Raw genomic sequence first — 20,905 nt, forward strand, 5'->3', positions numbered from 1 at the left:
ACTACGCTTGTTCTGCATCTATAACTCGTCTTCGAAGGTCGCGGGTTCTCGTAAATTTCGTTTCAAGACTATTGGCGTCTCCTCGCCGAATTGCGCGCTGCAGAGCGGACAGGTCCTCTGAGAAACGTCCAAGCATTTCCAGTACGGCTTCTCTGTTTTCCATGAAAACGTCGCGCCACATTTCTGGGTCAGATGCCGCTATTCGGGTGAAATCTCTAAATCCGCCGGCTGCATACTTCACAGCTTCCATCTTAGTGTCATCTTCAAGATCTGCCACTGTGCCAACGATATTAAATGCTATTAAGTGGGGGATGTGTGAGGTTATGGCTAGCACCTTGTCGTGATGAGCTGCGCTCATTATATCGACCTTGCTGCCCATGCGTTGCCAGAGGTTTGTTACCTTGTCTATGGCACTTTGATTTGTGTCATTGGTTGGCGTTATCACGCACCACCTTCCCTCGAACAGAGATGCGAAACCCGCTTCGGGGCCAGAATTTTCTGTCCCAGCTATAGGATGGCCCGGCACAAAATTAGCACTGTTTGGCAAATGTGGTACTACAGCTCGAATCACAGCTTCTTTCACAGAACCAGTGTCTGTAACAATAGCGCCTGGTTTAATATGCGGTCCCAGTTTTTTTGCCACATCTTCTGATGCGCCAACTGGCACGCTGATGATAATGAGATCTGCGTCATCCACCGCTTCCTTAATACTTTTCGCCACATTGTCTACAATTCCAAGATGGCTAAGGCGTTCCCTTGTATCGGATCGGCGGGAGTAGGCTGCGACGGACTTGGCCAGCTGCTCCTGACGAATTGCTCGTCCTAAGGAGCTTCCTATTAGTCCTGCTCCAATCAGCGCGACACGATCAAAAAGAATTTTCTCGGTAGTCATGAGATCTCCAATGTCCTGCCGATGTCCAGCTGTTCCGGGTAACAGCCTATAGTTGCAAACCGAGTTACGACGTGCTGCAATGATGGGGGCAGGAGGGTTTTAACCTGATCTGGATGTTCAATAAATTTTTGCGTCGACACCAGAAGTGCGGTGGTTTTTCCTATGCCAGGTTGCCTGCCATTAAACGCTAGCTGGCCAAGTATCTTGTATGTTTCTGTTTGTTCTAAAAAGTCTACATTAGGTTCCCCCGTAACGTATTCCAGGACCACAAGCGAGGTGTCCCTTCCACTAGATTCAGGTCTTACTTCAGCAATGGAGAAGGCTTTTGAGGAGGGAGATGCATTTGAACGCAGAAAGGGTAGTAGTCCTATAATTTTAAGATTTTTGTGTTTCCCAAATGCCAATTCGTGCCACCAAGTACTTTCAGTGGATCGGTTTGGCACTGGTACTACTGCGACCATCGATTCACCAGATTGAACACTTTCTATCGTATTTTCAGGTGTGGCGAAAATATGGGTGGGTGCGTTGCTAAATTGGTCTCGTACCAGGCCTCTTGATTCGATCGGATCATCCCCCTCACAAAGGGCTACCGAGAAAGGTGTTTGCACCCGGACTGTACCACAAAGTAGTTCCCTCCATATTTTGATAAGTGAGTCGGCAGGGAAAGGCCCACGATGCTGATTTACGAGCCGCCGCATCATGGAAGCTTCGCGCGCTGGTCTAAGAGAGAATCGGTAATCTCCGGCCGCTGCTTTCACTTTACCTACTTCTCCAACCAATTTTACCCGGCTCATCAATAAGTTATGAATTTTGTCATCGATGGCATCGATTTCCAACCGTAGTGTTTTGAGCGAGCGCTGTTTCACATTTCTGTCCAGTCTAAGGAAAGGCAACAAATATTACTAACGTTGGAAAACATTAAAATCAAAGAAAACGTTGACAAACACTGCTTTTGATCCCTACCACTTTATCATTCGATGCCTCAATACATTAGATTTGACTGGGTCGATTAATAGCATAATGGCGAACAAAGTGGAAAATACTGCAGGGTTGCTCGATCATCAGCCAAGAATTTTTATTGAGGTAGAACGGCCTTTAGCGTTGGAATCCGGTCTGTCTATTGCCCCGGTGCCCGTGTCATACCAGACGTATGGGAGACTCAATCATGATAAGTCAAACGCCATCCTGGTATGCCATGCATTGACTGGTGATCAGTATGTGGCCGGCAAACATCCTGTTACAGGTAGATTAGGCTGGTGGGACCATCTGGTGGGACAAGGATTACCCCTGGACACTGACAATTATTTTGTAATTTGTGTCAATGTATTAGGTGGGTGCATGGGCAGCTATGGGCCGGCAACGATAGATCCGAATACGGGTGATCAATATGGGTTAACGTTCCCTGTTGTAACAATCGGTGATATGGTTGAGGCTCAAGCCAGAGTCATAGACGCCTTAGGCATCGAAAAGCTTTTTTGTGTGGTAGGTGGATCTATGGGTGGTATGCAGGTTCTGGAGTGGGCATCACGTTTTCCTGATAGGGTGTTTTCTGCCATTCCTATTGCTGCGGCAGGCCGTCACACGGCCCAAAATATTGCTTTCCATGAGGGAGGTCGACAGGCGATTATGAGCGACCCTGATTGGTGCGACGGCAGTTATGCGAAATTGGACAAAAGACCACGACAGGGATTAGCTGTAGCTAGGATGACTGCTCATATAACATATTTATCCGAGGCGGCTTTTCATCGCAAGTTTGGCCGAATGCTCCAAGACTCGAGCCAAATCACATACGGGTTTGATGCGGAGTTTCAAGTGGAGAGTTACTTGAGACACCAGGGTAGCACATTCGTAGACCGGTTTGATGCCAATTCTTACCTATATATAACTCGGGCCATGGACTACTTTGATCTTGCTGCGGCGAATAATGGCTCGCTGGCAAAGGCATTTGAGAACACTGAAGTCCGTTTTTGCGTAATTGCGTTTACTAGTGACTGGCTCTTCCCTGTTTCTGAGAGTCAGGAGGTTGTGAAGGCGCTTAATGCTAATGCTGCGAACGTTAGTTTTTGCGAGATTGAAACTGACAAGGGTCACGACAGTTTTTTACTTAACGAGCCAGAATTTTTTGATGTCCTTAATGGTTTCTTGCGTGGGGCATCTAAGCATCGTGGGTTACCCAGCATCTAATGGAAAATAAAATGACGGAAGACGCCTCAACGCCGACAGTGCCGGTTCCCAGCAGCATTCGGGTTGATCTTCAATTAATAGCAAGCTTGATTAAGCCAGGGTCGCGGGTGTTGGATGTTGGGTGTGGAGACGGGTCATTGCTGAGATATCTGGCGGATCGCAGAGATGTTGATTGCAGAGGGCTCGAGATAAGTCGAGGGGGGGTTCAGTCATGTCTTCGTCAAGGGTTGTCTGTTGTCCAAGGCGATGCTGAGGCGGATTTAGGCAATTATCCGTCGGGCGCTTTTGATTATGTTGTGCTCAGTGAAACAATACAGGCGACGCATAACCCGCTAGTGGTATTGCGAGAACTTGTTAGGATTGGGCATTATGCATTGGTGTCCTTTCCCAACTTTGGCCACTGGAGGTGTCGGCTTCAGCTTTTATTTAAGGGGCGTATGCCGGTGACTGGAAGTTTACCGTTACCATGGCACGCAACACCAAATATCCATTTCAGCACCATCACAGACTTTGTAAGCACTTGTAATGCAGAGGAAATTTCAGTAGTCCGACGCTATAGCCTGAATGAGCGGGGTCAACCTTTCCGATTCTGGGGTGGGCAGCCCTTTGATAATCTTTTGGGCGCACAGGGGTTATTTATGTTGTCAGCATCTGCGGAGAGGGTTGGAGAACTTATCGACCCACGGTAGAGGGGTGTGCTCTCCATCCAGTGTCTCTTGTATCGGTGCCAATGGCAGTATTTGTTGGTGCGTACACTCGTTTTTCAGCCTCCACAATTATTACTCCAGAAAACAAACGGAGGTATTTAGGGATAATTGTTTCCCAAGCCCTGGCGAGGCGTTGTAAAAACTTCCCTGTACTTGGCGGCATATACAAAGCTGAAGTCACTTGTTCGGGCAAGAACACGGATTCTTGTAGTAATTTGGTGAGTTGTCTTAGGCTGTAGGGTTGCCCGTGGCCAAATGGAGTATGCTCTAGCCTGGCCCACAGCCCCCTCCGATTGGGTACGATGACCAGTAGTTTTCCTCCGCCATCGAGGACGCGCCAGATGTCCCTAAGCATGGGGTGGGGGGGATTGGCAAATTCGAGAGCGTGGAGAAGAATGACTCGGTCTAACGAATTGTCTGCAAAGGGAAGTTTGTTTTCATCCGACAACAAGGCAGAATTGGTTTCTTTGGATGGCAGGTGGATAATGCCCTGCTGGCACGGCATTAGGTGGAAGAGGTGTTGAGGATTAGGCCCAAAGATCGAAGCCAACGGGGCCCCAAAACCAATTGTCAGTGTGGACTGTCCATCCGTGTTGGGCCAAAGTTGCTCGATTTTGTTGCATAACGAATCTTGTGTAAGGCGACCTAGAGCCGTGTTGTAAAAGGTTTTTAGATAGGATACGTCAAGCCACATTGTATGGGCATTTTAGACGGATTCCCCTGTAGTTTACATGACAAATTCTTGTTTCTAAATACCTGCTTGCGTTTAAGTGGCTTTTTGGTAACCATCAGTGTGCCAAAACCTGAATGATTTACGGAAGGACTTCCAAGTGTCTAAGGAACTTGATCCTCAGGCGGCTGCCCTAATTGAAAAAGCATTAGAGGCAGGGAACCCTGAGATGCATGAACTGGAGCCCCCTGAGGCGCGGAGGTTTTTTGCTGAGACATCTAAGGCTGTCGCCGTCAAAAAGGTAGATGTAGAGTGGGTGTCCGAACATGATATCCCCGGGCCTAATGGAGAAATCGTGGTTCGGACCTATTGGCCGTCTGATGATACGGGACCGTTCCCAGTGCTGGTTTATTTCCATGGGGGGGGCTGGGTCATAGGGGGTCTAGAGACACATGATCCCGTGTGTCGTTGGCTGAGTGTCCGGGCCCAATGTGTGGTGGTCTCAGTTGATTATCGTATGGGTCCCGAAGACAAATTTCCTGCTGCTGTGGAGGATTGCGTGGCGGCGACGGAGTGGGTTGCTACCCCAGGGAACCTCAATAATATTGATCTAGCACGAATCGCGGTGGGCGGTGATAGTGCTGGCGGTAATTTAGCGGCGGTTGTAGCTCAGAAATGTGTTAATAATCCCCAGATTCAGCTTTGTTATCAGTTGCTGATATACCCGGCCACAGATCTCACTCGGTCGGAGGCGTCACAAACCGAGCTCTCCGAGGGTTACCGGCTTACGGGCGTCCTGATGGAGTGGTTTATAGATCATTACTTGAATAACGATGAAGAACGAACAAATCCAGACGCTTCCCCACTGTTTGCAAAAGAAGTCTTTGGTTTGCCGCCGGCGTTAATAATCACGGCCGGATTTGATCCGTTGCGGGACGAAGGACTGCGGTATAGCGAAAAACTAACGGCGGCGAATGTTGAGGTAAAATACCTTTGCTATGAGGGAATGATACATGGTTTTGTGAGTATGGGTGGGTGGATTGATAAAGGAAAAGAGGCGTTAGACCTTTCAGGAGACTGTTTGGCCGATGCATTCTCCAAGGTTGAAGTGTAGGATAAAAACAAACGTTGAGGTTTAGGGTATTTGGCCTACTCGACTTTCAGGTATTGTTCATCCACTTCTACCTGATAGCCGTTAGCTAAACGATTTGTTTGGTTGAACATTCCGACTACCGCCATTAATTCACCCAGCATTTCATTATCCATTCCAAGTTTTCGGGCGGCTGCTGTATGCGAACGGATACAGTAGTCACAATTGTTTGTTGCGCTTACTGCAACAGCAATCATCTCCTTAGTCAATGGATCAAGTCGACCGGGGGCCATAACAGTTTTGATGCCCAGCCAAATGCGTTTAAGGGTGGGGGGATGGGATGCTAGTGTTTTCCATATATTTGGCACATAACTGATCCCACGGGTCTTCTTAATGTCTTCATAGACGGACTGGACCTCAGTTGTTGCAGTTCCGTCCTCAATCATTCTAACGCTTGCCATGTTAACCTCTAAGAATGGACGTTTGAGCAATTACTCCACGGTTTCTAGGTGTTTGTTAATGGTGGAGATTAGTTGGTCTATTTGATGTTGTTCGATTATCAACGGGGGTGATAGGGCTATTGTGTCGCCAGTAGTGCGGAGCAAGACGCCATCTTCATAGCACTTAAGAAAGGTCTCGAAAGCCCGAGCAGTTGGTGAGCCCTCGCGTGGTTCTAACTCAATGCCGGCTACCAATCCCATATTACGAATGTCGATAACGTTCCGACAGTCTTTTAGGCTATGTACACCCTCTTCCCAGTAGCCCTCTAGGTCAGCAGCTCTCTGAAATAATTCCTCTTCTTTATAAAGGTCTAGAGTGGCAAGAGCCGCTGCACATGCCACGGGATGTCCAGAGTATGTGTATCCATGAAACAGTTCTATCTCCTGTGCAGCATTTTGGATGACAGTGTCATAAATCTCGTGACTTGTTACGACTGCTCCCATTGGAATAGTTGCATTAGTCAAACCTTTAGCCAAGGTAACTATATCTGGTGTTACACCAAAGCGTTCACAGGCGAAGCTTGCCCCAAGCCGTCCGAAACCGGTAATAACTTCATCAAAGATCAACAGTATATTATTTTTGTGGCAGATATCCCTAAGGCGTTCGAGATAGCCTACTGGTGGTATGAGGACCCCAGTTGAACCTGCCATGGGCTCCACAATAACAGCAGCAATATTGTCGGCTCCGTGGAGAGCCACTAGCTCCTCCAGCTCAGCAGCTCGAACTGCTCCCCACTCCGGTTGGCCTCTGCTGAATGCATTGTGCTCAAGGGAGTGGGTATGGGGCAAGTGGTCAACATTTCCTAGAAGGTTGCCAAATTGTTTCTTGTTTGGTGCCATTCCGCCCACTGACAGACCTCCAAAGCCGACGCCGTGATATCCGCGGGAACGTCCGATAAGTATCTTTTTACTGCTCTGGCCAGTCGAGTGGTGATAGGCAAGAGCGATCTTTAAGGCCGTATCTGCCGCCTCCGAACCAGAATTTGTGAAAAAAACATGATCGAGTGTTTCAGGGAGCATACTAGCTAACCGGGCGGCTAGCGCAAAAGATAGAGGGTGCCCCATCTGGAAGCCAGGAGCGTAATCAAGAGTTGCGACCTGTTTTTGGACGGCCTCGATGATTGGTTGTCGAGAGTGCCCAGCATTTACACACCAGAGCCCAGCAGTGCCATCAAGTATCTGTTTTCCATCAGCATTGGTGTAATGCATGTCTTTTGCTTTGACGAGCAACCGCGGAGCGGCCTTAAATTGGCGATTACCAGTAAAAGGCATCCAATGCGGTTCTAGGTCATTTGGGTTTGTTCCCAATTGAACGTCCGCTGAAGAAATGGCACTGGGACTCATATCGTCTTCTCCTCGTGGTTGGTCGCTTTGTTAAATCGTAGTTTCAAGTGTGATAGTAACATTTGCGATATTATAGCCAAACAGGTTCTGCCATAGAAAGTGTGGCATAGGATGTGGCGAGCTTCAATTGAACTTATGCCATGTGGGGGTGAGATGTGAACAACATTTAAGAGACTTCAGTTATTTAATCGTTATAATACTACGCTAAGAGATTTCTTGGCTATCATGGGTAGGAGGGCCGGTACGCAAGTGGAAGATACGATTGTAGGATTAGTGGCCCGTGGGGAAGAAGCTGGCGCAGCACTAATAAGTTCAGATTGTAGGAGCCTGACCTATGGCCGGCTCTTAAAGCATATAGAGTTGAGCGTTGCCAGACTAAATGAACTTGGGTTGGGACGGCATGATCGTGTGGCAGTTGTATTGCCTAATGGCCCCATCATGGCATCCGCTTTTGTGACTATTGGATCTGCGGCAACCATCGCTCCCCTAAATCCTGCATACCGATATGATGAATTTGAGTTCTATTTGAAGGATCTTGAGGCGAGGGCTGTCGTTTTGATGCAAGGAGAAGGCGGTGACGCCCGCCGCGCAGCACAAGATCTCTCGATTCCAACCCTGGATGTGTGTCCGGTTAACAATGGCCCTGGTTTGTTCGAACTAAACGGCGAGGGTATTTCGGGTGACGTAACTGAAGGGTTTTCTGAATCAGATGATATAGCACTGATATTGCATACTTCGGGGACCACCTCCAGGCCTAAAATAGTGCCACTGACTCAGACTAATTTATGCGTCTCTGCTAGGAATATTGCGGGTACGCTTCAACTTAATAAGGATGACTTGTGTCTAAACGTCATGCCGCTTTTTCACATTCACGGACTGATTGCCGCCGTATTATCATCACTAGCAGCTGGGGGGGCAGTTGCGTGCGCCAACGGGTTTAACGCCTTAAATTTCTTCGGTCTAGTTTCAGCCTTGAAACCTAGTTGGTATACAGCGGTTCCTACTATGCATCAGGCCGTGTTAGGGCGGGCACAGAGAAACAAGCAGATCATTGGTGATAGCCGTCTTCGATTTATACGGTCCTCCTCGTCCTCGTTGCCGCCGCAGGTCATGCACGAACTGGAAGAAACTTTCGGCGTTCCAGTAATAGAATCGTACGGGATGACTGAGGCAGCACATCAAATGGCTAGCAATCCGTTGCCTCCTGCTCAACGAAAGCCCGGCTCTGTGGGTTTAGCCGCCGGCCCTGAAGTTGAGATATTGGGTGAGAACGGAGAGCTTCTGGGTCCTGGCGGCGGTATAGGAGAAATAGTTATTAGGGGAGCCAATGTTACCAAAGGCTATGATAGTAATCCGGAGGCCAATAGTGATGCGTTCAAGAATGGTTGGTTCCGTACCGGGGATCAGGGTTTTTTGGATGAGCAGTGTTATCTGACGATCACTGGCCGACTTAAAGAGATTATTAATCGAGGCGGGGAGAAAATCAGCCCTCGTGAGGTGGACGACGTAATGATGGATCACCCGGCTGTATCCCAGGTGGTTACTTTTGCATGTCCACATGAGAAGTTGGGCGAAGAGGTTGCTGCTGCTATCGTTTTGAAAGAAGGCACAGAGGTGACGGAGAGAGAGTTAAGGACGTTTGTTGGGGAGCGATTGGCTTCGTTTAAGGTGCCTAGTAAAATGGTGTTTTTGGATGAAATCCCAAAAGGACAGACTGGCAAGTTGCAACGGATAGGCTTGGCGGAGAAATTGGGCATTAGCCCGTGAGGATCTGCATTTATGGTGCCGGAGCGATAGGTGGTTATTTGGCAATCCGTTTGGCGGCTACAGATAATGAAATTAGTGTTGTAGCTCGTGGCCCTCATTTAGAGGCGATCAAAAAAAAAGGTCTTACCCTGATTGCTAATGGGGACAAAATTACAACCCATGTGGCCTGTAGTGACGATGCCAGCGATTTTCCAGTCCAGGACTGTGTCATTGTAGCTGTAAAGGCTCATTCTGGACCAGTAATTGCTCCTGTCCTAGCCCCATTACTTGGAGTGGACACAGTTGTCGTCCCTGCTGTCAATGGAATTCCTTGGTGGTATTTCTATAAATTAGGTGGCGCGTTCGACGGATTGCATATGCGGTCTGTTGACCCTGGCGGCGAACAGTGGAATTCAATTGGACCAGAACGTGTTATTGGTTGTGTGGTATACCCAGCGGCGGAAATTATTGAGCCAGGTGTTATTCGTCATATTTCAATCAACCGTTTCCCAATTGGGGAACCAGATGGTTCTCGGTCAGCTCGGGTCTTGGCCCTAAGTAAGGTATTTACAGATGCAGGCTTGAGGGCGCCAGTAAGGAAAAGAATACGGGATGATATATGGGTAAAATTTTGGGGTAATTTGTCTTTCAATCCGGTCAGTGTGTTGACAGGTGCTACTCTTGGCCAGATAGGAGGGAATGCAAGATTGCGTGAAGTGATTAAATCTATGATGTGTGAAGCGAAGGAGATTGGGGAACGGCTTGGGGTTGCTTTTCCTGTCGACGCAGACAGAAGGATCAATGGCGCTACCGAGGTTGGTGACCACAAGACTTCTAGTTTGCAGGATTTAGAGTCAGGTAAGGCAATAGAGTTGGATGCATTGCTTGGTGTTGTGTGTGAGTTGGGAGAGTTGACTGGGGTCAAGACACCAACGTGTGATATCGTTTATTCCTTGGCGTGCCAAAGGGCTTCGTTGGCAGGGAGTTACCAGTTTCCTGGCTCCTAGTAACCCAGCGCGCATCCATCTTTTCGAGGATCGGAGCCGCCGCTCAATACACCACTCCCCCAATCTATCCAGATTGCTTGGCCCCCTCCGATTGGGGTTTCTGCCGTCCGCACATTATGGCCAAGTTTCCTTAATCCCTCAGCTACGTCCGTCCTTATACTACGTTCAACGCTCAACTCATTATCGAATGCAAAAACTCTTGGTGCATCGAGTGCTTCCTGGACGTCTAGGCCAAAGTCTAAAAAATTAGTTAAAAAATGGGCGTGGCCAACTGGTTGATAATGTCCCCCCATTACACCGAATGGCATTACGGTTCTTCCTTCTTTTCGGAGCAAGCCTGGTATGATCGTATGCATAGGCCTCTTTCTTGGAGAAATCCTATTCGGATGAGTGGGGTCTATTACAAAACTTGCTCCGCGGTTATTAAAGAGAACCCCAGTTTCTCGATCCACAAGTCCACTTCCAAAGGAATTAAAAATTGAGTTTATAAACGAAATTGCGTTTCGTTCTTCATCTACTATGGTGAGGTAGACTGTGTCAGCGTGGGGGGTCTCACCCGGAGCAGGAAGCTCGGGCATTGCTTTTTCTTTGCTTATGTTGGTCCTGAGTTTGTCGGCATAATCCATGGACAATAATTTTTCCACAGGCACGTGGGCTTGCGCTGGATCAGCTAAAAAAGCAGCCCTGTCTCTAAATGCCAGTCGGGTAGCCTCTGATTCAAGATGCAATCGGTCAATTCCAAGTGGCTCCAACTTTTTCAAATCATAGCCACTTAAGATATTAAGTATTTCGAGGGCAATAATTCCTTGGCCATTTGGAGGACATTCCATAAATTCATAGCCACGATAACTTGTGCTGATCGGAGTTACATAGTCAGGCTTTGTTTCGGAAAAGTCCTGGATACTATGTAATCCACCTTTGCCAGATAAAAATTCCACCATTTGTTCAGCTATCTTGCCACGATAAAATCCATCAGCTCCCTTTTCTCCTATCATCTGGAGTGTGCGAGCAAGGGCGGGTTGAGCATGCACATTACCGGCAGAAGGTGCTGCGCCAGATGGAAGAAAAATTTGGCGGCTGTTGTTATCTGCCGATAATTTATCAAAGTTTCGTGCCCATTCATCTGCAATGACCGAATGGACAACGTAACCATCGCGTGCCGAAGCAATAGCTGGTTGTAAGCATTCGCCTAGTGATTTATTGCCGTAGTCGTCAGATAATTGTTGCCAGGCTGCCACGCATCCCGGGACAACTACAGAGTGAGGGCTTTGATAGTCAATGGAGGTAATTCCTCGGCCCTGAAACCAATCAACTGTTGCGGATTCAGGAGCTTTCCCCGAGCCGTTAATTGCCACAACCTTGCCGTTTTGTGGAGCGTAGAGCGCGAAACAATCCCCTCCAATGCTGGTTGAATGGGGTTCTACGACCCCAAGAAGGGCAGCCGCCGTAATAGCAGCATCCACTGCGTTACCCCCATTGCGCAGCATATCAAGGGCGGCTAGAGTTGCTAATGGATGTGACGTAGCAGCCATTGCTCGCCGAGAATGGGCCGGGGATCGTCCTGGAAGTTGAATGTCGCGCATGCGGCTCTCCAAAATTTTAATTAACACTAGTGGTGGTTTAATCCGGCGGCAAGGGTTGATATTTCGGAGGTAACACTGCGGTGCGCTATATATAATTAATTAGGCTATTAATGCCTCCGTAGACCGGTTGGAGGAAATTTTCCTGAGGGTCGAGCTTATGGTGTTAAGCGATTGGCCCATTATAATGTGGGGCGATTTTAGCGAGAAATTGTTTATGGATGGGACCAAAGAGGTGAAGCATAGGAGAGAATTTGGTCACCAAGGAGGCGAGCTTTCTGAGCGGCGGGCCAGGGGTACAGTTGCGGGTTTATATTCAGAAATAAGGGATACCATGGGCCTTAGTATGGTCAACCTTATCTATAGGCGGATGGCTACCGAGGAAGGGGTGCTCGAGTGGGTTTGGGCTTGGATCAACGGTGCCATAAATTCGCTTGATATCGAAGATGAGTTGGCCCAGCTCTCCGAGGGGGTGGCTTGGCCGGCAGTAAAGTCTGTTCAGCGTGCTAGTTTACCGTTATTAGGCATTGATGAAGTAGAAAAAATCAAATTGGCCTCGGTCCTTTCCCAATATAATCGTGGGAATAGTCTGAATTTACTTCTTCTGAATGCTTTCCTAGCGCATCTAAGAAAAGGAAAAGTCCTACAAGGCCCGCGGATGCAATCCCTGAAGGCTCGGAGGGTCCATGTAAAGGAGTTGCCCCCTATACTTGATCTGGGTCAAATGGGGCAGGATACGGCGGCTGTGGTGCGCGTTTTAGCAAAGTATGTTTCGCCTCCTGGAAGTTTGATGATACCTAGCCTATTTCGACACTTGGCTCATTGGCCAGGATTTCTGGCTCTAGTTGCTCCACATATTCTTCAGTCGATTGCTAAAGGGGAGGTTAGAAAAGTTTCTTCTTGCTTGAAGGAGCGTGCAATTTCCAAGGTATCAGCTCTTAGGTTGCAAGAGACTGATGTTATCACGGAGAAAGTTCCTAGCATCGATATACGTGACTATTGGGCGGAAGAAATCGACTCGCATTTGCAAAAGCCTATCCCCGAGATGATCGTAATCGGAAATATGATCGAATCTATATTACCAGACGAAGAAAAGTAATTTGAAATCAAGCAGCTGTTCTTAGTATTAGCCTTCCCAGTCTTGGTATCTCTTTCTCGACTCTTCGGTAGAAGGATACAATCCAGTGATAGAATCGCCAGCCTGGACCCGAGAGAGAACATAGCGTTCATAGCGTTCTTGTTCTGGTGCATCTTCAGCAATCTCTTCGGCAAGATTTCTGGGAATAACGATGACCCCATCCTTGTCTCCTGCAATAATGTCGCCCGGGAAAATAGCAACTCCACCGCAGCCGACGGGGACCTGCACTTCAACCGCATATAGTTCGGCCACACTTGCTGGGGCTGCGCGAGATCCGCAGTACACAGGGAAATCTATAGTTTCAATATCTCCCGAATCACGAACAGCGCCATCAGTTATTGCTGCTGTCACTCCACGCACACGCAAGCGCTCGATTAAAATATCGCCCATTGTGCCTGCAATCAGGTTGCCGCCAGTGTCGTTTACCAGACAGTGGCTTATTGGTGTTTTTTCGACAGCATATCTTTGCGGATACTCCGGATTAGAAAGGATGGACATATCGCCCAGATCATCCCGCATTGGAATGTTGCGGAGCGTGTAGGCGGGAGCAACAAAACTTGGAGTACTGGTGTGCAGAGGTTTTACACCTCTAAGGTAACATTTTTTAAGGCCTCTTTTATAAAGTTGTGTTGCAATGGTTGCGGTGGTGACCTGGGATAGTAGGTTTATGGTCTTCGGCTCTACTGATTCTACATTAGTGCTTGTCATTATTACGACTCTGGTTTGTTTTTAGTCATATAGGGGGCTTTATGCTTCGTAGTGCAATCGAGGGGCCATGCAATGTAAAATAGCCTAAAATTTGGAACCCAGCTAGCCTATGCATCGCCTATCTACTTAGTGTCCCCGAAATACTGGGCGGCGCTTCTCCATGAAGGCAGTGCGTCCCTCCTTATAATCTTCACTATCAAAGATTGAACGGATTTTTTGTTCTAGGTGGTGGAGATCTCTCTTTTCAGGGTCTTTGAGGGTCTCGTTGACTGCCAGTTTTGCTGCCGCGATAGTAAGCGGGGCATTCTCCGAAACTTTGCTGACGTATTTTTCGACTGCGTCCTCAAGTTCGTTTTGCTTTGTAACTATGTTTACTAGCCCCATGTTGGCTGCTTCTTTTGCTTTTAACTTCCGCGCAGTAAACATGATGTCCTTAGCTGAGGATGGGCCAACAAGGTCGCTTAGTGTTTTCATTCCATCGAAACCATAGCCTAGGCCAAGCCTTGCTGCCGGTATCGAAAATACCGAATTATCGCTNCAAATGCGAATATCAGCAGCTAGAGCAACTCCAAGTCCTCCGCCGATGCAATAACCNNTAATCATNGCGATTAANGGTTTATTGAATGTCTTCAAAGTTAATTGAGATTCTGCAGATATNCGATTGTATTCCTCTTCAGCTGAGGCAGAAGATCNATGCTCCNCAAATTCCGATATGTCGGCACCGGAAATAAAGGCTTTTTCTCCGGCCCCCTTCATGACAACAACCCTTACCGAAGGCTCCTTTTGAAAGGCGGCCATGATGACACCCATGCCCTTCCACATATCAATCGAAAGGGCATTATGCTTAGCTGGGTTATTGAATATCATCCATCCCACGCCTCCACGCTGAAAGGCTATCATCCGTTCGGTTGGGGAGGTTATTGGTTTCGACTTGGTCAAAAGACTATCTCCAAGCTTTTCTGACATTGTTATATAACGCCTTCGTCGCGTAGTGATTTAAGTTCCTTCTCATCTATGCCTAGGGTACGAAGAATCTCGTTGGTGTGCTGTCCTTTTTCGGGCGTCGACCTCCGCATGGTGGAGGGTTGTGGCTGCCGGGAGAGATTTACGGCCTGGCCCACAACTTTTATCGTACCTAGTTCGGAATGTACCATGTCCCTTGCAATGCCTAAATATTGCACTTGCTCGTCGGCAAAGGTTTCCTTAACGCTGTATATGGGGCCGCAGGGAACACCAGCTTCATTTAGAGACTTTATCCATTCCTCGCTAGTTTTTTGCACGGTTATGCGNTCTAGAGTTTTGTTAAGGGCCTCCCGATTGGTTGAGCGTGCTTCTCCATCTGCGTATCGGTTATCTTCTGCTAACTCGGGGGCACCTATAACTCCTATGAACCTTTTCCATAAAACTTCACCGGCCGCGGCTATGTTGATGGCTCCATCCGACGTTGGGTAGACCCCCATCGGGATTCCAGTCGGGTGATTATTGCCTGCCTGGGGNGGGACTTCGCCATCTATTAGCCACCGAGCCGCTTGAAAATCCAGCATGGAAATTTGNGCCTCAAGAAGGGAGGTATGAACCCACTGNCCCTCACCACTTCTATCTCGATCGATTAAAGCAAGCAGAATGCCCATGGCTAGATAATTGCCGGAGGATAAATCGGCAATGGGCACTCCCACCCGGACGGGGCCTTGCCCAGGCAACCCTGTTATAGACATTAGGCCGCCCATGCCTTGGGCTATTTGATCTAGTCCCGGCCGATCCCGCAAAGGTCCATCTTGCCCAAAGCCCGAGATACTTCCATATATGATTCTTGGATTGATTAATTTTACCTTTTCGTAGTCGATGCCAAGACGCCGTTTTACATCAGGGCGATAGTTTTCCACTATTACGTCTGCCTCACGAGCCATTTCAAGAAATAGCTTCAGTCCCCTGGATTTTTTCAGGTTCAGGGTGATGCTCCGTTTGTTTCGGTGTAGGTTAAGGAAGTCTGGTCCGTGCCTTATTCCTCCCAAGCCTTCATCCTCTGAGCTTGCAGGCATCTCAATTTTGATAACATCCGCACCCCAGTCTGCGAGATGTCGTGCGGCTGTGGGGCCAGCCCGAGCCCGGGTCAAATCTAGAACTTTAATGTGTGAAAGCGGTAGTCCGTTGCCCATTCTATATTCCTGCTTTTCTGCTTGCTGAGTACACTGTCAAAATTACAATTAATGTCTAGTAAAGATTTAAGTTTTAGCTGAAATTTTTTTGAGGCTTGCAATTGGTTTGTTCCACACTGTATGCACAGCGATGATGACAATCTAGTACGAAAATACTGGTCACGTATTGAGGTAAAACGGAATGAAGACTGCTGTAACAATTGGTGGGTACGCAAACAGTGATATTGGTGGTGCCATAGAGTTCGTGAAGCAGGCTGATAAGTTGGGCGTGGATCGGGTTTGGTCGGCTGAGGCATGGGGCCAAGATTCGGTGACGTCATTAGCGTATTTGGCAGGTCAGACTGAACGGATTGGGCTAGGCACAGGGATAATGCAGATCAGTGCTAGGGTTCCGTCAATGATAGCCATGACGGCGCTGTCTATGAATATGCTNAGCAATGGAAGGTTTGTTCTAGGGCTCGGTGTGAGCGGCCCACAGGTTGTTGAAGGGTTGCACGGGGTTGCTTACGATTCTCCTCTGACCCGCCTTCGTGAAACTGTTGATATTGTCAGGTTGGGTTTTAGTGGGGAAAAATTAAATTACAGGGGAAAACATCATGTTCTTCCTCGTCCAGGCGGGGAGGGAAAACCAATTCGTCTGGATCATCCGCCAACCCATATACCAATTTTCCTCGCAACTTTAGCGCCCAAATCTCTCGAATACACGGGCGCCGCGGCTGATGGGTGGTTGGGGACTTCTTTTTCTCCTGACTACCCAGATGCACACCTCACTCACCTTAAGAAAGGTGCGAGCGAGGCGGGGCGTTCCCTGGAGGATTTAGAAATTAGTGTGGCATGTAATGTCTCAATAGGTGATGACGTTGAGAAAATGATTGAAGAGAAGCGTTCTAGTGTGGCGTTCACTATGGGAGCAATGGGCTCTGCATCGACAAACTTCTACAACGATGCCTTTAAGCGAGCCGGATTTACTGATGATGCAAAGGCTATTCAAGAGTTGTGGTTGCAAGGCAAAAGGCCGGAGGCGGCTGCGCGCGTTCCGGATGAGATGGTAACCAACTTTGGGGCGCTTGGCACGCCGGATATGGTGCTGGAGCGGTTTAAGAAATACAGGGCAGCNGGTGTAAATTCGCTATCTTTAAGATTTGACGAAGTGGGTTCAGCGGAGAGAATAGGTCTTCTGGAACAATCCCTGGACTTAATTGGACAAGTTTAGTTATATCTGAACACATCACCCTGTGTTTTGGAAACAATAGGCCATTGATATGCAAACACTAAANTTGGGTTTGGTTCCTGCCCACTACAGTCGTCTTTTAGGGGGTGATACGAATTGTTTGAGCTACCCCGATGGGGATCGCACGTGGGCCCAGCTGGAGAGTCGAGCCAATCAGATTGCAAGATTGTTGACAGAATATGGGGTTGCACAAAATAGTTTTGTTACAGTGGCATTACCTAATAGCATCCTGTTTCATGAGGTGTGCTTTGCTATTTGGAAGTTGGGGGCCACGCCCCACGTGGTGTCTTACAGACTGCCTAGCGGCGAATTAAACGCCATTCTGCAAATTCTTCAACCGACTCTTTTAGTGGGCTCCAGCTTGGAAGGGGTTGTTGGCTGCCAAGTCCTAGACATAGGTTCGGTTCAGAGCGATTATTCTGACGCGGCTCTCCAGCCCAAACTCGCAAAACACTGGAAAGCTATGTCTAGTGGAGGTTCTACCGGAAGACCAAAAATCATTGTTGATGCCCAGCCCTCTGAATTAGACGTTAGTGAATCTGTGTTTGATATTCCTGCTAAATCATGCGTATTGAACCCAGGCCCATTATATCATAATGCTCCTTTCTCTTTCGCCCATCACGCTCTTTTCAGAGGAAATAGGGTGGTGGGGATGGAAAGATTTGATGCCGAGACGGCTCTTGCGCTGATCGAGGAACATGCTGTCACATGGGTAATGATGGTTCCCACTATGATGCATAGGATATGGCGTTTGCCAGAGGATGTCCGTAACAACTACGACCTATCCAGCTTAAAAATTGTTGGTCACGTAGCTTCACCCATGCCAATTTGGCTTAAAGAGAAGTGGGTTGAGTGGCTCGGTCCCGGAAGGGTCTACGAGCTATATGGAGGAACGGAAGGTACAGGCGCTACCTGGATGTCGGGTCACGAGTGGCTGGAGCATAAGGGTTCAGTGGGTAGGCTTATTAATGGATCTCATGCTCGAATTTTTGATGAAAATGGGGAGGAGTGTGCTCCTGGNGTAGTTGGAGAGGTATATCTCATGCCGAAAGATGGTCCAGGCACTTCGTACCATTATGTGGGCGCAGAGCCGCGAGTTACGGGAAACGGGTGGGACAGCTTGGGAGATATGGGTTGGATGGATGAGGACGGTTACTTGTATTTGGCGGATAGAAGAACTGACTTGATTATTTCCGGAGGGGCCAATATTTACCCGGCGGAGGTAGAAGCCANTTTAGCTGAGCACTCTGGAGTAGATACGGCTGTAGTTATCGGACTCCCTGATGAAGATCTGGGCCAGGTGGTGCATGCAATTATCCGAAAAGATCCGGAATGGAAGGAAGATTTGGATGAGAGTGTCTTAGCTGCCTTTTTAGAGTCTCGCTTAGTCCGTTATAAAACTCCTAGAACCTATGAGTTTGTGGACTTTTCTCTCCGGGACGATGCAGGGAAGGTGCGACGTTCGGAGNTACGGTCTGAGCGAACTAAATAATTTTAGTTCTGGGTGCTCGTGGGTTCCTTCCACGGGGCATAGGCCTCAATTGTGGAAGGATTTTGGCTTTCTCCACCGACGTGATATCATTACCCAGTAATTAATCATTTTGGTCCTGGCAATAATCTGGGGCCGTGAAAAGCTAGAGGGAAGGAAAGATCGTGCACGAGGACCTTCAGTTTAATATTGCGGGTGGGTTGGGGTTCGATTTGCCCCAAATGGCCCGGGTACGCCAGGCATTTGAGCATCATAAAATTGACGATGTTGCGGGAGCGGTGACAAATGAGATGGCTCGAGAAGATATCAAGGCAAAAGTTAAGCCCGGGGCAAAGATTGCGGTCGGCGTGGGCAGTCGTGGCGTAGCGAATATTGATGTCGCCGTAAAAGCTCTGATTGCTTCCCTGAAAGAGCTTGGTGCAGATCCGTTTATTTTTCCGGCCATGGGCAGTCATGCCGGTGGCACCTCAGAGGGCCAAGAAGCGTTACTCGCTGGCTATGGGGTAACCGAAGACAAGATGGGCGCGCCTGTGCGGGCGACCATGGATACAGTGGTCGTTGCCGAGTTGGAAGGTGGCACAAAAGTTCATATGGATAAATACGCTCATGATGCTGATGGGGTTGTATTGATTAACCGCGTTAAGCCTCACACCAGTTTTCGAGGGGAGATAGAGAGCGGAATTGTCAAAATGATGACCATAGGTATGGGAAAAATCAATGGGGCAACTTCCTTGCATGGAAACCATCCAATCACTGAATTTGGAGATGCTCTTCCGCGTGCGGCTAAGGCCATAATGGAGTGCCAGCCATTCCTTTTTGGAATAGGCATGGTAGAGGATGCCTTTGATGACACAGCAATTATCCGGGCGCTGCCAGCGGAGACTCTTTTTGCGGAAGAAACCAAGTTACAAGCCCGGGCAAAAGAGCTCATGGCTAAGATCTATATTGAGGATATAGACGTCCTAGTAATTGATGAGATTGGCAAGGAAATAAGTGGTGCCGGTGCCGACCCCAATGTAATAGGTAATCCGGGCACCCCGGGATTTGAAGTTCCTCGGGTGAAGAAAATTGTAATTCTTGATCTTACCGAAAAGACCCATGGGAATGCGGCGGGCATTGGCTCCGCCCATGTCATTACACATCGCCTGTTACGGCGCGTAGATTTTGCTTCAACCTATGCAAATATGGTGACGGCAACGGCTTTGGAAGGTGCACGGGTGCCCATTCCTATGAAAACGGCCGAGGACGCAGTGCGCTTGGCAGTTAAGACCCTGATAGGTGTTGAGCCTGAGGATGCACGGATTGTGCGAATTCGTAATACCCTAAGTCTTGGGGAGATTGAGGTCTCTGAGCCCATCTTGAAGGAGCTGCAAGGAGATAGTCGCATGGAAGTTCTCTCTCAGCCCGGGAAGATTAGTTTCGCGGACGCTGCGTAAGAGCGAACTATCTGACTGTTTTAGGAGGAAGCAGGCCACGTCACGAGGTATCTTTGGATGTGGCCTGTTCTGTCTTACTAGCTGAAATTTCACTATGTGGTCTAGATCGGATTCTTGCTGACAGCGACGCAGATGTCTTGTCCAAGGAAAATTTTCAATAGCGTGTAAGGGGAGGAATACGGCTCATGGAATCAGGCCGAGTTGTAGTGGTTACTGGCGGAGGTAGCGGAATTGGCCGGGCTACTGCGCTTCGGTTCGCCCAAGAGGGCGATTCTGTAGTTGTAGCGGATGTCAATGAGGCGGGAGGTATGGGTGTAGTGGAAGAAATTTCCCAGAATGGGGGGGTATCTTTTTTTGAGCACGTAGATGTTTCCAATGATGAATCCATTTCCGAGTTGGTGAGACGGGTGCGTGACCGGTGCGGTGCAACGTCCGTGCTTATCAATTCTGCTGGAATACTTCAGAACCCAACTAGATTAGTGGATCTGGATATTGAGGAGCATGACAGGATTTGGGCTGTCAACTACCGGGGCACCTTCATGTGTTGCCGCAAGTTTGTTCCAGATATGATCGAGTTAGGTGAAGGAGCGATTGTTAATATTTCATCGACTTCTGCCGTGAGAGTTTTTCCCCTTCTTGCCTACTCTCCGAGTAAGACAGCAATTGATCAATTGACCAAAATACTTTCTGCAGATTTGGGCCAGAATGGTATTCGTGTCAATGCTGTGCTTCCAGGTTATGTTCGAAGCGAGCAAATGCAATTGAGGATTGACCAAGGTTTTCGGGATGAGGCTAAAATGAAAGAGCAAAGTGCCTTGCAGAGAATGGTCGAGCCATCAGAAATTGCGGATGGAATATATTTTCTCTGCTCTTCGGCAGCCAAGGCTATTACGGGCAGCATTTTGCCCATTGATGCGGGCTATCTCTCCAGTACTAGCTATCAGTTGTATGCTGGCTGGACTAAAACCTGAGCGGCATTTAGGTTGTCCAGTCCAGTGGGGATTGCTTGTTAAATGGGTGGGGATGG

Annotated in this window: 19 protein-coding genes; 10 read left to right on the top strand and 9 right to left on the bottom strand. The window is 48.4% G+C overall.

Annotation, left to right across the window (positions count from 1 at the left end; genetic code table 11):
- Position 1: 1 nt before the first annotated feature.
- Together CMM32_10750 and pheA are read right to left on the bottom strand one after the other, a co-directional pair.
- Entirely contained in the window at positions 2-892 is an 891-nt protein-coding gene (locus CMM32_10750; protein ID MBT07372.1) for a cyclohexadienyl dehydrogenase, read from the bottom strand.
- A complete protein-coding gene (pheA, locus tag CMM32_10755; protein ID MBT07373.1) occupies positions 889-1,758 on the bottom strand; it encodes a chorismate mutase in 870 nt (289 codons plus the stop codon). Before pheA ends, CMM32_10750 begins: the two co-directional genes overlap by 4 nt.
- A 154-nt stretch (positions 1,759-1,912) precedes the next feature.
- Here pheA and CMM32_10760 point away from each other — a divergent pair, with 154 nt between their 5' ends.
- The gene (locus tag CMM32_10760) at positions 1,913-3,076 is read left to right on the top strand and encodes a homoserine O-acetyltransferase (protein ID MBT07374.1); all 1,164 of its coding nucleotides are present in this window, start codon (positions 1,913-1,915) and stop codon (positions 3,074-3,076) included.
- Positions 3,077-3,087: 11 nt separating this feature from the next.
- Positions 3,088-3,765 (top strand): methionine biosynthesis protein MetW, encoded by a 678-nt coding sequence (metW, locus tag CMM32_10765; GenBank protein ID MBT07375.1) that lies wholly within the window; start codon positions 3,088-3,090, stop codon positions 3,763-3,765.
- Here the strand turns inward: metW and CMM32_10770 are convergent.
- Positions 3,749-4,477, bottom strand: a complete 729-nt coding sequence (locus tag CMM32_10770; GenBank protein ID MBT07376.1) for a methyltransferase type 11 — start codon at positions 4,475-4,477, stop codon at positions 3,749-3,751. The genes metW and CMM32_10770 overlap by 17 nt on opposite strands.
- A 205-nt stretch (positions 4,478-4,682) precedes the next feature.
- Here CMM32_10770 and CMM32_10775 point away from each other — a divergent pair, with 205 nt between their 5' ends.
- On the top strand, positions 4,683-5,567 hold the full coding sequence (locus tag CMM32_10775; GenBank protein ID MBT07377.1) for a hypothetical protein: 885 nt from the start codon (positions 4,683-4,685) through the stop codon (positions 5,565-5,567).
- A 35-nt stretch (positions 5,568-5,602) separates the two neighbouring features.
- Here the strand turns inward: CMM32_10775 and CMM32_10780 are convergent, their stop codons facing one another.
- Both CMM32_10780 and CMM32_10785 read right to left on the bottom strand, forming a co-directional pair.
- A complete protein-coding gene (locus CMM32_10780; GenBank protein MBT07378.1) occupies positions 5,603-6,004 on the bottom strand; it encodes an alkylhydroperoxidase in 402 nt (133 codons plus the stop codon).
- Between the two features lie 30 nt (positions 6,005-6,034).
- Positions 6,035-7,387 carry an aspartate aminotransferase family protein gene (locus tag CMM32_10785; GenBank protein MBT07379.1) on the bottom strand — a complete coding sequence of 451 codons (1,353 nt, stop codon included), beginning with the start codon at positions 7,385-7,387 and terminating at the stop codon, positions 6,035-6,037.
- 225 nt (positions 7,388-7,612) lie between these two features.
- Here CMM32_10785 and CMM32_10790 point away from each other — a divergent pair, with 225 nt between their 5' ends.
- Both CMM32_10790 and CMM32_10795 read left to right on the top strand, forming a co-directional pair.
- Positions 7,613-9,154, top strand: coding sequence for an AMP-dependent synthetase (locus CMM32_10790; GenBank protein ID MBT07380.1), 1,542 nt, complete (start codon positions 7,613-7,615; stop codon positions 9,152-9,154).
- Positions 9,151-10,140 carry a 2-dehydropantoate 2-reductase gene (locus CMM32_10795; GenBank protein ID MBT07381.1) on the top strand — a complete coding sequence of 330 codons (990 nt, stop codon included), beginning with the start codon at positions 9,151-9,153 and terminating at the stop codon, positions 10,138-10,140. Before CMM32_10790 ends, CMM32_10795 begins: the two co-directional genes overlap by 4 nt.
- Here CMM32_10795 and ggt read toward each other — a convergent pair.
- On the bottom strand, positions 10,137-11,723 hold the full coding sequence (gene ggt, locus CMM32_10800) for a gamma-glutamyltransferase (GenBank protein MBT07382.1): 1,587 nt from the start codon (positions 11,721-11,723) through the stop codon (positions 10,137-10,139). The two genes, CMM32_10795 and ggt, sit on opposite strands and share 4 nt — an antisense overlap.
- Positions 11,724-11,880: 157 nt before the next feature.
- Here ggt and CMM32_10805 point away from each other — a divergent pair, with 157 nt between their 5' ends.
- Positions 11,881-12,819, top strand: a complete 939-nt coding sequence (locus CMM32_10805) for a hypothetical protein (protein ID MBT07383.1) — start codon at positions 11,881-11,883, stop codon at positions 12,817-12,819.
- 27 nt (positions 12,820-12,846) lie between these two features.
- On the opposite strand, the gene CMM32_10810 is transcribed toward CMM32_10805, so the two are convergent.
- The 3 genes from CMM32_10810 to CMM32_10820 form a co-directional block, all read right to left on the bottom strand.
- Positions 12,847-13,566, bottom strand: a complete 720-nt coding sequence (locus CMM32_10810; protein ID MBT07384.1) for a ribonuclease activity regulator RraA — start codon at positions 13,564-13,566, stop codon at positions 12,847-12,849.
- 126 nt (positions 13,567-13,692) lie between these two features.
- The gene (locus CMM32_10815) at positions 13,693-14,532 is read right to left on the bottom strand and encodes an enoyl-CoA hydratase (GenBank protein MBT07385.1); all 840 of its coding nucleotides are present in this window, start codon (positions 14,530-14,532) and stop codon (positions 13,693-13,695) included.
- A gap of 2 nt (positions 14,533-14,534) precedes the next feature.
- On the bottom strand, positions 14,535-15,722 hold the full coding sequence (locus tag CMM32_10820; GenBank protein ID MBT07386.1) for a formyl-CoA transferase: 1,188 nt from the start codon (positions 15,720-15,722) through the stop codon (positions 14,535-14,537).
- A gap of 181 nt (positions 15,723-15,903) precedes the next feature.
- Between CMM32_10820 and CMM32_10825 the strand changes: the two genes are divergently transcribed.
- The 4 genes from CMM32_10825 (at position 15,904) to CMM32_10840 (ending at position 20,849) form a co-directional block, all read left to right on the top strand.
- Positions 15,904-16,935, top strand: coding sequence for a F420-dependent methylene-tetrahydromethanopterin reductase (locus CMM32_10825; GenBank protein ID MBT07387.1), 1,032 nt, complete (start codon positions 15,904-15,906; stop codon positions 16,933-16,935).
- 49 nt (positions 16,936-16,984) lie between these two features.
- Positions 16,985-18,445: an acid--CoA ligase gene (locus tag CMM32_10830; protein MBT07388.1), complete on the top strand. Its 1,461-nt coding sequence runs from the start codon at positions 16,985-16,987 to the stop codon at positions 18,443-18,445.
- A 161-nt stretch (positions 18,446-18,606) separates the two neighbouring features.
- On the top strand, positions 18,607-19,878 hold the full coding sequence (locus CMM32_10835; protein MBT07389.1) for a hypothetical protein: 1,272 nt from the start codon (positions 18,607-18,609) through the stop codon (positions 19,876-19,878).
- Positions 19,879-20,063: 185 nt separating this feature from the next.
- Positions 20,064-20,849 (top strand): short-chain dehydrogenase, encoded by a 786-nt coding sequence (locus CMM32_10840; protein MBT07390.1) that lies wholly within the window; start codon positions 20,064-20,066, stop codon positions 20,847-20,849.
- The last annotated feature ends 56 nt before the right edge of the window (positions 20,850-20,905 follow it).

It is taken from the genome of Rhodospirillaceae bacterium (genome assembly GCA_002728255.1).
Classification (GTDB): Bacteria; Pseudomonadota; Alphaproteobacteria; order UBA7887; family UBA7887.

Excerpts from the sequence above, each read along its gene's own strand:
- CMM32_10750 (MBT07372.1), bottom strand. The coding sequence starts at position 892 with ATGACTACCGAGAAAATTCTTTTTGATCGTGTCGCGCTGATTGGAGCA.
- CMM32_10760 (MBT07374.1), top strand. The coding sequence starts at position 1,913 with ATGGCGAACAAAGTGGAAAATACTGCAGGGTTGCTCGATCATCAGCCA.
- metW (MBT07375.1), top strand. The coding sequence starts at position 3,088 with ATGACGGAAGACGCCTCAACGCCGACAGTGCCGGTTCCCAGCAGCATT.
- CMM32_10770 (MBT07376.1), bottom strand. The coding sequence starts at position 4,477 with ATGTGGCTTGACGTATCCTATCTAAAAACCTTTTACAACACGGCTCTA.
- CMM32_10775 (MBT07377.1), top strand. The coding sequence starts at position 4,683 with ATGCATGAACTGGAGCCCCCTGAGGCGCGGAGGTTTTTTGCTGAGACA.
- CMM32_10780 (MBT07378.1), bottom strand. The coding sequence starts at position 6,004 with ATGGCAAGCGTTAGAATGATTGAGGACGGAACTGCAACAACTGAGGTC.
- CMM32_10785 (MBT07379.1), bottom strand. The coding sequence starts at position 7,387 with ATGAGTCCCAGTGCCATTTCTTCAGCGGACGTTCAATTGGGAACAAAC.
- CMM32_10790 (MBT07380.1), top strand. The coding sequence starts at position 7,613 with ATGGGTAGGAGGGCCGGTACGCAAGTGGAAGATACGATTGTAGGATTA.
- ggt (MBT07382.1), bottom strand. The coding sequence starts at position 11,723 with ATGCGCGACATTCAACTTCCAGGACGATCCCCGGCCCATTCTCGGCGA.
- CMM32_10805 (MBT07383.1), top strand. The coding sequence starts at position 11,881 with ATGGTGTTAAGCGATTGGCCCATTATAATGTGGGGCGATTTTAGCGAG.
- CMM32_10810 (MBT07384.1), bottom strand. The coding sequence starts at position 13,566 with ATGACAAGCACTAATGTAGAATCAGTAGAGCCGAAGACCATAAACCTA.
- CMM32_10840 (MBT07390.1), top strand. The coding sequence starts at position 20,064 with ATGGAATCAGGCCGAGTTGTAGTGGTTACTGGCGGAGGTAGCGGAATT.